Raw genomic sequence first — 12950 nt, forward strand, 5'->3', positions numbered from 1 at the left:
CCCACCATCCGGCGGTGGGCCATGCAGGTCAATACGCTCAGCTACGGCGTCGACGAAGCGCGTAACTCACCAGCAGCAGTGCAATCCACACCATACCGGCATACAGCGCAATGCGGGTATCCGGAAAGTAGCCAATCAGGCCAATGATAAACACCAGGAACACAATGCCCACCATCGCGGTCGCCGCACCGCCCGGCAACGGAAATGCCAGTGCTTTGGCCTGCTCACGGCTCAGTTTGCGACGAAAGGCAATTTGTGAGCACAGAATCATGATCCACACCCAGACCGTAGCGAAGGTCGCCAGCGAAGCGATCACCAGAAATACCTTCTCCGGCATGATGTAGTTGAGGTACACCGCGACTAATAGCGCCAGCACCATCACCACCACCGTAACCCAGGGCGTGCCGCGCCGTGATAGACGGCTGAACACCTGCGGCGCATGTCCCTGCTCCGCCATGCCGTGCAACATACGGCCGACGCCGAACACGTCACTGTTGATAGCGGAGAGCGAAGCGGTAATCACCACGAAATTAAGGATACCGGCCGCCGCCGTGATACCCATGTGCTGGAAGGTCAGTACAAACGGGCTACCGCTGGTCCCTACCTGATTCCACGGATAAATCGACATGATCACGAACAGGGTGCCGACATAAAACACCAGAATACGCCAGGGCACTGAGTTGATGGCACGCGGAATGGACTTATGCGGCTCTTTGGCTTCACCAGCGGTGATCCCGATAATCTCTACACCACCATAGGCAAACATCACCATCTGCAATGACAGAATCATCCCCATTATGCCGTTGCTGAAGAAACCGCCATTGGTCCATAAATTGTGAATACCGGTTGGCTCGCCGCCGTTGCCGATCCCCCAGATGATGATACCGATCCCGGCCACGATCATCACCACAATGGTGGCGACCTTGAAGAACGACAGCCAGAACTCCAGTTCACCAAACACTTTAACGTTCATCAGGTTGATGGCACCGATGATCAGCACCACGCTCAACACCCAGATCCAATGCGGCACCGCCGGAAACCAAACGCCCATGTAGATACCGAAGGCGGTAACGTCGGCAATCGCCACAATCAGCATTTCAAAACAGTAGGTCCAGCCAGTAATGTAACCAGCCAACGGGCCGAGGTAATCGCGAGCATAGCGGGAAAAAGAACTGGCTTGCGGGTTGCTGACGGACATCTCGCCCAGCGCGCGCATAATGATATAGGCAAACACACCGCCAATCAGATACGCCAGCAACACACTAGGGCCTGCCATCTGAATAGCACTGGCCGAACCATAAAACAGCCCGGTGCCGATGGCAGAGCCCAGCGCGATAAAACGAATATGCCGCGTACTTAAGCCGCGCTTGAGTCTGGATTGTTGTTCCATAAATAAGCAACCCTGTCTTTACAAACGAAAAAACCACAGGCAAATGCCTGTGGTGAAAAAACATCCGTCAAACCGTACTCAGGAATGTGCGGTGACTTCCTGACGACCGGTGATGCGGTCATAAATCGCTACCACCAGCAGAATGATCAATGACGGCGGTAGCCAGGCCAGCCCTTGCTCGCTCATCGGCAGGCTCTGCACCCACCCCGGCAGCAACGGCTGAAAAGCGGACGATTTAATGCCGTCAACCAGGCCGAACAGCAGACTGACCAGCATCACCGGCGCGATGACATGAGTGCTGTTATTCCACCAGCGGAGCGTGAAGCTCAACAGCACCAGCACAATGCACGGCGGATAGATGGCGGTCAGCACCGGCACTGACAACTGAATCAGGTGACTCAGCCCCAGGTTGGACACCACCATCGAAAACAGCCCCAGCACAAATACCAGCGTGCGGTAGGACAACGGCAGATACTGAGCAAAGAATTCGGCGCAGGCGCAGGTCAGACCTACTGCGGTCACCATACAGGCGATAAAAATCAGCAAGGCCAGGAAGCTACTACCCATATTACCGAAGGTGTACTGCACATAAGCGTGCAGGATCTCAGCACCATTCTGCGCGTTCGGCACCAGCGAACCGCTGAAAGAACCGAGGTGGAACAGGCTCAGGTAAACCAGCGTCAGCCCCAAACCTGCGATCAACCCAGCCAGAATGGTGTAGCGAGTCAACAGCGCTGCATCATTGATGCCGCGTGAATGGGCAGCATTGACAATCACAATGCCAAACACCAACGCACCCAGCGTGTCCATGGTCAGGTAGCCATTCACGAAACCACTGGAGAACGGCACCTGTTGGTAAGCTTCAGCGGTCGGTGCTGGTGAACCGGCAGGCCACAACAACGCGGCGATACCCAACACAGTCAGCGCGATGATTTTTACCGGAGCCAGAATATGTCCAACGGTATCCAGCAAACGGCCGGGATAGAGCGAAATCGCAATCACAATGGCGAAGTAAATCAGGCTGTAAATCAACAGCGGCGATGCGCCTTCACCCACCAATGGTGCGATGCCGACTTCGAACGATACCGTAGCGGTACGCGGCGTGGCGAACAGCGGCCCGACCGCCAGATAGCAAACCGTTGCCAACAGCACGCCAGCTTTTTTGCCAATCGGGTGGCTCAGCGAATCAATGCCACCACCCACGCGGGCCAGCGCAATGACCGTCAGCACCGGCAGGCCCACGGCCGTTATCAGGAAACCGAGCGCGGCGATCCACACGTGTTCACCCGCCTGCTGACCGACCATCGGCGGGAAAATGATGTTTCCGGCGCCGACAAACAGGGCAAAAGTCATAAAGCCTAATGCCACGATATCTTTGGAAGTTAAACGATGACTCATATGTATGTTGTTGTTGCCTGTAAAAGTGTTGTTGCCTGTAAAAAATGGTGTTGCCGGCAGAAACCGAGCGCTAAAGCGACGCACGCCAAAAGCGAGACGTCCGTGCGATGTGCAGGATTATGGATGTGAGGAATTATTGCACAGCGTTAATGGGGGCTAAGTAAAACGTTTATAGCGATAAAAGGCAATACGCGATCGGTAAACCAGAACATTAATCTAATATTAAACACAAACCCAGCATCTCAAATTGTATTTTACCGAACAAACTATACATGATTTGTGCATCAAAACAGTTTTCAGCGCGAAACATAAGCTCATAATTGCAACAGTGAGCAATGATTATCCATATTGAAAACTTATAGAAATAAAAAACGCCGATATTAAGCATCGGCGTTATAAAAAAGTATATTGGCTTGCGGTAGATGTGCTTACCAGACGCGTTTGGCGATATCCACCACCAGCTTCAGTTTGTCCCACTGCTGCGCTTCCGACAGCGTGTTGCCCTCTTCGGTAGAAGCAAAGCCACACTGCGGGCTTAAGCACAACTGGTCCAACGCAATATATTGCGTCGCTTCGGCAATGCGCTTCTGCACATCGTCCGCATTTTCCAGCGCCCCGGTCTTGGTGGTAATCAGGCCCAGTACCACTTTCTGGTGGCCCGGCTTGATGAAACGCAACGGTTCGAACCCGCCCGCCCGTTCCGTATCATATTCGAGGAAAAATGCATCCACCTTCACGTCGCCAAACAGGGTTTCCGCCACCGGCTCATAGCCGCCTTCGGAAATCCAGGTAGAGCGGAAGTTACCGCGGCAAACATGCAGACCCACGACCAAATCGGCCGGCTTGCCTTCCAGTGCCTTGTTCAGCACCTGCGCATAAGTACGACGCAGATAATCAGGATCATCACCACGCTCGCGGATCTGACGCTTCTGGTCTTCAGAGCACAGATACGCCCACACCGTATCGTCCAGTTGCAGATAACGGCAGCCCGCGCCATAAAACGCATGGATAGCATCATGCCAGGTCTGCGCCAGATCGTCGAAGTAGTCGGCCAGATCCGGATAAACGGTACTGTCAATGACACTACGGCCACCACGGAAATGCAGCACGCTCGGGCTGGGAATGGTCATTTTAGCAACGGCGTCACCGGCCACGCTTTTGAGGAAACGGAAATCGTCCAGCATCGGGTGTTGCGGATTAAAGCTGACCTTACCGGTCACTTTTACACCGCGGGCTTTGGTCTGCACGCCGTTAAACTGAATGCCCTGCTCCGCTTCATAACGTTCTACGCCATTCAGGTTGTCAAAGAAGTCAAAGTGCCACCAGGCGCGACGAAACTCGCCGTCGGTCACCAGTTGCAGACCCGCGGCGCGCTGTAACTCCACCGCACGCTGAATTTCCTGATCTTCAACGTGGCGCAATGCGGCAGCATCAATCTCACCGGCCTGAAACTGCAAACGCGCCTGCTTGATGGCAGCCGGACGCAATAAACTGCCGACCACATCGGCACGGAACGGAGGAAGGGCTTGTGTCATGTTTAGCTCCTGCACTTCTGACCCCAAATAGCCGATTTCAGGCGCTTGGATTCAGACAAGTCAATTTTTAGATGAATGAGTTTTCAGTAGAAATAGTTTTTAATAGAAATAATTTCGCCAATGAATTTTATAGCCATCCAGACGGCTAGAAGTAAAACTATCCTGTCACGCATTTTTCTCAACGACAATGGAGGAATTTTCACGACACATGAAATAAATTCATCTTCATCATCAATTTATTGCAGAAGTACTCGTTGAGGCAGGCGTCATGTCATCAAGACCGAGTGATTGTCTGGTTTGTTCACGCACCCGTTCCGGCAAGGGTAGGTAACCATCCTGGCTGACCAACGCCTGCCCCGGCGCGGATAGCACGCGTTCCAGAAACGCGGCGGTTAGCGGCTCCAGCGGTTTTCCGGGCGCTTTATTGACGTAGATATAGAGATAGCGCGTGTAGGGATAACGCCCACTGCGGATGGTGTCGGCGGTCGGTAACACGTAATCGTCTTTGTCGCTGGCCGCCAGCGGCAACACCCGTACCCCGCTGGCGCGAAAACCGATGCTGGCGTAACCGATGGCGTTGACCGATGCCGCCACCGCCTGCACCACCGAGGCGGAACCGGGCAACTCATTGACCTGTGGCAGAAAATCACCGCCGCACAACGCCTGTTGCTTGAAGAAACCATAGGTGCCAGAGGCTGAATTACGCCCATAACGCAACAACGCTCGCTGTTGCCACACGCCACGTAACCCCAACTCCTGCCAGCGTTGTACCGGTTTTCCAGCACCACAGCGGCGAGTCACAGAAAAGATGGCGTCAAGCTGGCGCACCGTCAGCCCGCTAACCGGGTTGTCCTGATTGACCAGCACCACCAGCGCGTCCAGCGCCACCGGCACCGCGGTCGGCGCATAGCCATAATGCTGTGCGAATGCTTCGATTTCGCTGCTCTTCATCGGCCGACTCATCGGCCCCAGCTGCGCCGCCCCGGCTGCCAGCGCCGTCGGTGCCGACGACGAACCCGCCGCCTGAATCTGCAGGTTAACGCCGGGGTAATGCTGGCTGAAATCCGCCGCCCAGAAGGTCATCAGATTCGCCAGCGTGTCGGAACCCGCACTGGACAAATTACCCGCCAGCATGGCCTGTGGCGCGGCGGTGGCCTGACCGAACAGGCACAACAGCAAGGCAAGCAGGCAGCGGGTGGATATCATGGGCAGTTTCCGTCGGGTGAGAGGCAAGAACCGGCTATTTTCGGCACTGCGGCGGGGACAATCAAGCCCCGCCGCCATTACAGCTGCGGATTCGTGGCGTTCTGACTCAGCACCGAATGGACAATCAGCCGGTTCGGTAACGTGAACATAAAGCGGGAGCCTGCGCCCTCTTCGCTGATAATCTCCAGCCGGGAGTCATGATGGCTAAGCGCATGTTTGACGATCGCCAGCCCCAACCCGCTACCGCCAGTCTGGCGCGAACGGGCCTTATCGACACGATAAAAACGCTCGGTCAGGCGGGGAAGATGTTCGGCGGCGATACCCGGACCATTATCGCTGACCTGGAACTGCGCGCCCTGCGGGGTCTGCTGCCAGCACACCTCGATGCGGGTGCCCTGCGGCGTATGGTTGACGGCGTTATACACCAGATTCGATACCGCACTGCGCAACTGCTCTTCGTTGCCGAACACCTGCAGTTGCTCGTTGACGCGAAATACAATCTCGTGCCGCCCCTGACTCAGGGTATCGGCTTCACGCTTGAGCAGCCGCAGCATCAGCGGGATATCCACCTTCTCGTTGAGATCGATGGCGGCGGCGGCTTCGATGCGCGATAGCGTCAGCAATTGCCGCACCAACCCATCCATGCGGCGGGTTTGCTCCTGCATGGTGTGCAACGCCTTAGACTGCAACGCACCATCCAGCGATTCGTCGTTCATCATCTCCAGATAGCCCTGCAACACCGTCAACGGCGTGCGCAGTTCGTGGCTGACGTTAGCAAAGAAGTTGCGGCGCGCGCCTTCCAGTTGATGCATTTGGGTTACATCGCGGGCCACCATCAACAGTTGCCCTTCCGAATAAGGCATCACCCGGAATTCCACGTGGTGGGAATTTTTCAGCGTCAGCGTCAGCGGGCGGCTGAAATCCTGCTGTTGCATGTACTGGGTGAACTCTGGGTAACGCAGCAGGTTGAGAATGTTCTGGCCGTTGTCTTCCGGCCAGCGAAAGCTGAGCAGGTGCTGAGCCAGGCGGTTACACCAGATGATGCCGCCCTCTTCGGTGGTGATGACCACCGCATCCGGCAACGATTCCGCTCCACTGCGAAAGCGTTTGATCAACAGCGCCAGCTCACGCCGACGGCGGCGGTTGCGCAGTTGCATCTGATAGAGGCCGTAAAACAGCGGCTCCCAGCTCCAGCGGCCAGGCGGCGGGGTCATGCTGCGGTCAACCCACAGCCAGTAGGATAAGCGCAACTGGTTATAGAAGTTCCAGCACAGCGCCGCCAGTACCGAGGCCAGCAGAAACCAGGGCAGATAGCCGATAATCAGCCCCAGCAGCAGACCGGGCAAACAAAAAAAAGCCAGCTCCAGCGCCAGCTTTTTCCAGGACAAACGTTCTAGCACGTCAGATTTTCTCCGGGACTCACGCTATCAATAACGTGTTGAGAAACGGTATCCAGTTCCCCGAACGGTCTGAACCATCTTGTCGTGTCCACTGGTTTCCAGCGCCTTGCGCAGGCGGCGGATATGGACATCCACAGTACGATCCTCAACATAAACGTTAGTGCCCCATACGTGATTCAGCAACTGCTCACGACTATATACCCGTTCCGGGTGCGTCATAAAGAAATGCAGCAGTTTGAACTCCGTCGGCCCCATATCCAGCGCGTGTTCTTCCGTGGTTACCCGATGTGAAGAAGGGTCCAGGCTCAACCCACGCATTTCAATCACTTCCTCAACCGCCATCGGTGAAATCCGGCGCATTACCGCCTTGATGCGCGCCACCAGCTCTTTGGGCGAAAACGGTTTGGTAATGTAATCGTCGGCACCCACTTCAAGCCCGCGCACGCGATCTTCTTCTTCACCACGCGCCGTCAGCATCATGACCGGAATATCGCGGGTCAGCGCTTCGCGTTTCATGTGCTTGATAAACTGCAAACCGGACCCGCCAGGCAGCATCCAGTCCAGCAGCACCAATTCAGGATAAGGTTCGGCCAACCGGGTAACGGCGCTATCGTAATCCTCAGCCTCAACCGGCTGATAACCATTCTGTTCCAGCACGAAGCACACCATCTCGCGAATCGGCGCTTCATCTTCCACCACCAAAATACGTCTTGCCATATCAATCCTGCCGTTAATCGTCACGGTTAGCGTGCGGTGTGCATTATGCGTCAGTTTTATGACAGATTTATGAAAAACGGCACCCCCACCACGGTACGTTTTCGCCCCGACAGCCGCCGTATTCAGCCGCTGCCGAAAACTGCCGCCCCGTTTAATTTCTCACATTATCTGCCTGCAACAACATAGCTAAATCTCGCCTGTCGACGGGAGCCGACACAGATATTTGGGACATGCCCTAAACTGCACGCCTATAATCGCCGATGATAAAGACGCGGTGTTTCGCCATGACGAACAAGCGCCTTGCCTCACTGACCGCCATTGTCCGCAAGCACCGCCAAAACAACACATCGTTTGCACTCACCTGCAGGGAGTCTCATGCGAATTATTCACACGTCTGACTGGCATCTCGGTCAGTACTTTTATACCCGGAGCCGTGCGCCTGAGCATCAGGCGTTTTTGCACTGGTTGGTTCAGCAGGTTGAGCAGCATCAGGCCGATGCAGTAATAGTAGCAGGTGATGTGTTCGACAACGGCGCACCACCCAGTTATGCCCGTGAAATGTATAACCATTTTGTGGTGGCATTGCAGCGTACCGGCTGCCAGTTGGTGGTGATGGGCGGCAACCATGATTCGGTTGCTACCCTGAATGAGTCACGCGCACTGCTGGCCTGCCTGAATACCCAGGTGGTCGCCGGTTTTGACGGCGACATTCACGAACAGGTGTTGGTGCTGAACAACCGCGCTGGCGAACCCGGCGCGCTGCTGTGCGCGGTTCCTTTTTTGCGTCCACGCGATGTACTCACCAGCCAGGCCGGCCAGTCCGGCGCACAAAAACAGCAGGCGTTGCAGGATGCCATCGCCCATCATTATCAGCGCTGTTACCAACTCGCCTGTGAGCAACGTGAAGCGCTGGGCCGCGAACTGCCGATTGTGCTAACCGGCCACCTCACCACGGTGGGCGTCGCCACCTCCGATTCGGTGCGCGATATCTATATCGGCACACTGGACGCGTTTCCGGCTCAGGCCTTCCCCCCGGCGGACTACATCGCGCTCGGCCATATTCATCGCCCGCAGCGGGTGGCGCAATGCGAACACATCCGATACAGCGGCTCGCCGATTCCGCTGAGTTTTGACGAACTGAATCATGAGAAATCGGTGTATCTGGTGCATTTCGAGCAGGGAAAATTGCAGGACGTCATCGCGCTGACCGTGCCGACCGAACAACCGATGCAATTAGTGAAAGGCAATCTGCCGGAGATCGAGCGCCGTTTGGCCGGATTTCGCGACTATCACGGCGACAAACCGGTGTGGCTGGATATCGAGATCGCCACTCAGGATTATCTGAGCGACATTCAGCAACGCATTCAGGCGCTAACCGAACCGATGAATGTGGAAGTGCTGTTGCTGCGCCGGGCGCGGGAACAGCAGCAACAAATGCTGGTGCAGTTGGAAAAGGAAACGCTGGAGGAGCTGCAACCTGCCGAGGTGTTTGCCCGACGGCTGGCGCTGGAGAGCGAGCTGGACGAGGCGCGCCAGCAGCGGCTGAAAGGGTTGTTCGAGCGGGTCATTCAGGAAATTGACGAGCAGCGACGGGAGGCGTCCGCATGAAAATTCTTAGCCTACGCCTGAAAAATCTCAACTCGTTGCAGGGCGAGTGGAAAATCGATTTCACCCGCGAGCCGTTCTCCAGCAACAGCCTGTTCGCCATCACCGGTCCTACCGGCGCAGGTAAAACCACGCTGCTGGACGCCATCTGCCTCGCGCTGTACCACCAGACGCCGCGCCTGAAAGTCAGCCCCAGCCAGAACGAGCTGATGACGCGCCACACCGCCGAATGTCTGGCAGAAGTGGAGTTCGAGGTGAAGAATGTCGCCTACCGTGCCTTCTGGAGTCAGCATCGCGCCCACAGCAGTCCGGAAGGCAATCTGCAACCGCCCAAGGTAGAACTGGCACTGTGCGCCGACGGCAAAATCCTCACCGATAAGGTGAACGACAAACTGGCGCTGATCGCCGATATCACCGGGCTGGATTTCGATCGCTTCACCAAATCGATGATGCTGTCCCAGGGGCAGTTCGCCGCCTTCCTGAACGCCGATGCCAATCAGCGAGCCGAGTTACTTGAAGAGCTGACCGGCACCGACATTTACGGCCAGATCTCGGAGCGGGTGTTCGAGAAGCACAAAGACGCCCAAAGCAAGCTGGAAACCCTGCGGGCGCAGGTCGCTACGCTGGAATTGCTGAGCGACGAGCAGCGCCAGGCGCTGGAGCAGCAGTTGGAAGCCATCCGCCAGCAGGAACAATCACTGTCATTGCACCGGGAAGAGGTGCTGGAGCATCAGCGCTGGTACGACACGTTACTGCAACTCCAGCAGGCGCAACATCAAGCCCAGCAGCAGCGGGCCGCGCAGGAACAATTGCAGCAACAGTCGCAATCACAACTGGATAAACTGCAACGCAGCGAACCAGCGGAAAAACTGCGTCCGCGCTTTGATGAACGCGAACGCGCGCTACGGGAAAAACAACGCCTGACCCAGCAGTTGAATAGCGTCCGCCAGCAGATCAGCCGCCAGCAGGATGCGCTCAATCTGTTGAAAATCCAGTTGGAAAAAGTGCAGGCCACCCGACAGCAGCACGCCGAGCATCGCCAGCAACAGGAAACCTTGATCAATGAACGGATCCTGCCGCTCGACCACCACATCGCCACCCAGCAAGCCCAGCGCGCCCAGCAACAGCAAGCGTTAGATAACCTGCTGGAACAGCAGAAAACGCTGATCGCCAGCCTGAGCAGACTACAACGCCAGCAGGAACAGACACGGCAACGGCTGGAAGACATCGAAAACTATCGCCAGCAACATAGCCGCCACCAGCATTTGGGCAGCCATATTCCACTGTGGCAGGCGCAATTTCCCCAGCAGCAGAAATGGCAGCAGGACTTGCAGGTGCTGCAAGAAAAAGCGGCGCAGCAGCAGATTCAGGCGGAGTACCTTGACCAGCAGCGCGCCTCACTGGTTGAAAAACAGCAGGCACAGCAAGGTGCCTGCGAGCGAGCCAGCCAACTGCTGACCGAGCACTTGCAGCAGGATGAACAGCTGGAAGCGGAGCAACCGCTGGCAGACCTGCGCCAGCAACTGACCCGGCTCATGGCCGAACGCCCGGATCGCCAGCAATTGGCCACCAGTGCCGCCGTGCTGCAACAGTTGATGAGCCAGCGCACCCTGCTGGAAGCGCAACAGTTGGACACCCAGCGCCGCATTCAGGCGCTGGAAGATCAACAGACCCAGCAGCGTCAGGACTATCAGCGCCAGGCCGACCATCTGGCCGACCTCGACAAACGCCACGAACTGGAACTGCGCATCGTCAGTCTGGAACGCGAGCGCCAGCAACTGCAACCGGGCAAAGAGTGCCCGCTGTGCGGCTCCCCGCATCATCCAGCGGTGGAACGTTATCAGGCGCTGCGCCCTTCGGAAACCCAGCTCCGGCTACATGCGTTACGTCAGGAGGTGGAGGCGCTGAAAGCCAGCGTGGTGCAGACCGAAACCCAGCTTCAGTTACAAAAACAGCATCGCCTGCAGCAGCAAAACGCGCTGGATGGCGTTCGACGCGATAACGAGTCGTTACAGTTGCAGTGCCAGTCAGTCAGTGAACGCTTACTTGTTGAGTTCGATCCGCTGCAACTGTCGGCCCTGCATCAGTGGATTGAAGAATCCAACACGCGGGAACAGTCGTTGCAAGCGCAGATCGCCAGTCGTGAGCGTAATCAACGCCATATTCAGGAAAGTAAGGATTTACTCACTTCCGCGCAGCAGCTGCTGGCACAAACCGTGCAGCAACTGGAACTGAATACCCAGCAACAGACCGCTCTGAACGCCTCGCGGGAAGAGCTGCGGCTGTTACTGGAAAAAACCGAACGCGAGTTGCAACGCCTGCACGACAGCCTCAGCCAAACGCTGGAAACGTTTGAACTCACCGCACCGACACTCGCACAGCAGGAAGAGTGGCTGCGTCAGCGCCAGACGGAATGGTTGCGCTGGCAGGAAAACGAGCACGAACAGCATCAGTGCCAGCCGCAACTCGCCGCGCTGGAAGCGGAAATCATCGCCAGCCAGCAGCGGCAGGAGGAAACCGAAACCGCCATCAAAACCTATCAGCAGCAACTGGCCGACACCCAACGCACGCTGGAACAGGCGCAGCAACAGCGCTGGCAATTGATGGGCAATCAGGCGGTGAACGAGGTGCTGAAGCAATTGCGGCAGGTCAGCCAGTCACTGGAGCTGGAAAGCCAGCAGGCGCAGCAACAGTGGCAGCAGGGTCAGTCGTTGCACAGCCGTCTGAACGGGGAAATCGGCAGCCTGGAGCAGCAAAGCCACCATGCTGAAACCGCATGGCAGCAGCTTCAAGCCGGGTTTGAAGACGCACTGACCGCCGCCGGATTCGACGATGAAGCCGCCTTCCGCCATGCCTTGCTGGCCGAGGCCGAGCGCCATCATCTCCTCACGCTAAAAGAGCGGCTCAGCCAGCGTCAACAGCAGGTGGATGCGTTGTTGCAACAGGCGGACAGCGCGCTGGCGCAACACATGACAACCCGGCCAGAATCGATGCCGGAAGGCATCAGCGACCATGACATTCGCCAGTTGCTCTCCGGCCTTGGTGACATGGTGAAAGCCGAAGCCGCACATCAGGGGGAACTGCGCCAGCAGCTTGCCAGCGATCAGCAACGCCGCGACAAACAGCGCCTGTTGCTGGAGGCCATCGCCCGCGGTCAGCAACAGTGCGACGACTGGGGCTACCTTAATCAGTTGATTGGCTCGCAGAAAGGCGACAAATTCCGCCGCTTTGCGCAAGGGCTGACGCTGGATCATCTGGTGTTTCTGGCTAACCGCCAGCTGTCGCGTCTACATGGGCGCTACCTGCTGCAACGCAAAGCATCCGACACGCTGGAGTTGCAGGTGGCCGATACCTGGCAGGCCGATGCCGTGCGCGATACCCGCACGCTGTCTGGTGGCGAGAGTTTTCTGGTCAGCCTGGCGCTGGCGCTGGCACTATCCGATCTGGTCAGCACCAAAACCCGCATTGACTCGCTGTTCCTCGATGAAGGTTTTGGCACGCTGGACGGTGAAACCCTGGATACCGCGCTGGACGTACTGGATAACCTGAACGCTTCCGGCAAGAGCATCGGCGTCATCAGTCACGTGGAAGCGATGAAAGATCGCATCCAGGTGCAAATCCGGGTCAGAAAGCGCAACGGTTTGGGCCTTAGCCAGCTCGACAGCGCGTATGCAGTGAAATAAATTCAGCGGGGCGTAC

At 56.8% G+C, this 12950-nt stretch carries 8 protein-coding genes; 2 read left to right on the forward strand and 6 right to left on the reverse strand.

All coding sequences use genetic code 11. The annotated features are described in order from the left end of the window. Positions 1-37: 37 nt before the first annotated feature. The 6 genes from proY to phoB all read right to left on the reverse strand — a co-directional run bounded on the left by proY (position 38) and on the right by phoB (position 7646). On the reverse strand, positions 38-1390 hold the full coding sequence (proY, locus tag OB87_RS15065) for a proline-specific permease ProY (protein WP_033570228.1): 1353 nt from the start codon (positions 1388-1390) through the stop codon (positions 38-40). A gap of 78 nt (positions 1391-1468) precedes the next feature. Next, a complete protein-coding gene (brnQ, locus tag OB87_RS15070) occupies positions 1469-2788 on the reverse strand; it encodes a branched-chain amino acid transport system II carrier protein (RefSeq protein ID WP_033570229.1) in 1320 nt (439 codons plus the stop codon). A gap of 428 nt (positions 2789-3216) precedes the next feature. Beyond that, positions 3217-4323: a cobalamin-independent methionine synthase II family protein gene (locus OB87_RS15075; protein ID WP_033570230.1), complete on the reverse strand. Its 1107-nt coding sequence runs from the start codon at positions 4321-4323 to the stop codon at positions 3217-3219. A gap of 231 nt (positions 4324-4554) precedes the next feature. Next, positions 4555-5529 (reverse strand): PstS family phosphate ABC transporter substrate-binding protein, encoded by a 975-nt coding sequence (locus OB87_RS15080; RefSeq protein WP_033570231.1) that lies wholly within the window; start codon positions 5527-5529, stop codon positions 4555-4557. A gap of 77 nt (positions 5530-5606) precedes the next feature. Next, a complete protein-coding gene (gene phoR, locus OB87_RS15085; protein ID WP_033570232.1) occupies positions 5607-6929 on the reverse strand; it encodes a phosphate regulon sensor histidine kinase PhoR in 1323 nt (440 codons plus the stop codon). 27 nt (positions 6930-6956) lie between these two features. Next, a complete protein-coding gene (phoB, locus tag OB87_RS15090) occupies positions 6957-7646 on the reverse strand; it encodes a phosphate response regulator transcription factor PhoB (RefSeq protein WP_012770778.1) in 690 nt (229 codons plus the stop codon). A gap of 375 nt (positions 7647-8021) precedes the next feature. Between phoB and sbcD the strand changes: the two genes are divergently transcribed. After that, positions 8022-9254, forward strand: coding sequence for an exonuclease subunit SbcD (sbcD, locus tag OB87_RS15095; protein WP_033570233.1), 1233 nt, complete (start codon positions 8022-8024; stop codon positions 9252-9254). Continuing rightward, positions 9251-12934, forward strand: coding sequence for an AAA family ATPase (locus OB87_RS15100; RefSeq protein WP_033570234.1), 3684 nt, complete (start codon positions 9251-9253; stop codon positions 12932-12934). The genes sbcD and OB87_RS15100 overlap by 4 nt, the downstream gene beginning before the upstream one ends. The last annotated feature ends 16 nt before the right edge of the window (positions 12935-12950 follow it).

The sequence above is a fragment of the Dickeya undicola genome, assembly GCF_000784735.1.
Taxonomy (GTDB): domain Bacteria; phylum Pseudomonadota; class Gammaproteobacteria; order Enterobacterales; family Enterobacteriaceae; genus Dickeya; species Dickeya undicola.

Excerpts from the sequence above, each read along its gene's own strand:
- proY (WP_033570228.1), bottom strand. The coding sequence starts at position 1,390 with ATGGAACAACAATCCAGACTCAAGCGCGGCTTAAGTACGCGGCATATT.
- brnQ (WP_033570229.1), bottom strand. The coding sequence starts at position 2,788 with ATGAGTCATCGTTTAACTTCCAAAGATATCGTGGCATTAGGCTTTATG.
- OB87_RS15075 (WP_033570230.1), bottom strand. The coding sequence starts at position 4,323 with ATGACACAAGCCCTTCCTCCGTTCCGTGCCGATGTGGTCGGCAGTTTA.
- OB87_RS15080 (WP_033570231.1), bottom strand. The coding sequence starts at position 5,529 with ATGATATCCACCCGCTGCCTGCTTGCCTTGCTGTTGTGCCTGTTCGGT.
- phoB (WP_012770778.1), bottom strand. The coding sequence starts at position 7,646 with ATGGCAAGACGTATTTTGGTGGTGGAAGATGAAGCGCCGATTCGCGAG.
- sbcD (WP_033570233.1), top strand. The coding sequence starts at position 8,022 with ATGCGAATTATTCACACGTCTGACTGGCATCTCGGTCAGTACTTTTAT.
- OB87_RS15100 (WP_033570234.1), top strand. The coding sequence starts at position 9,251 with ATGAAAATTCTTAGCCTACGCCTGAAAAATCTCAACTCGTTGCAGGGC.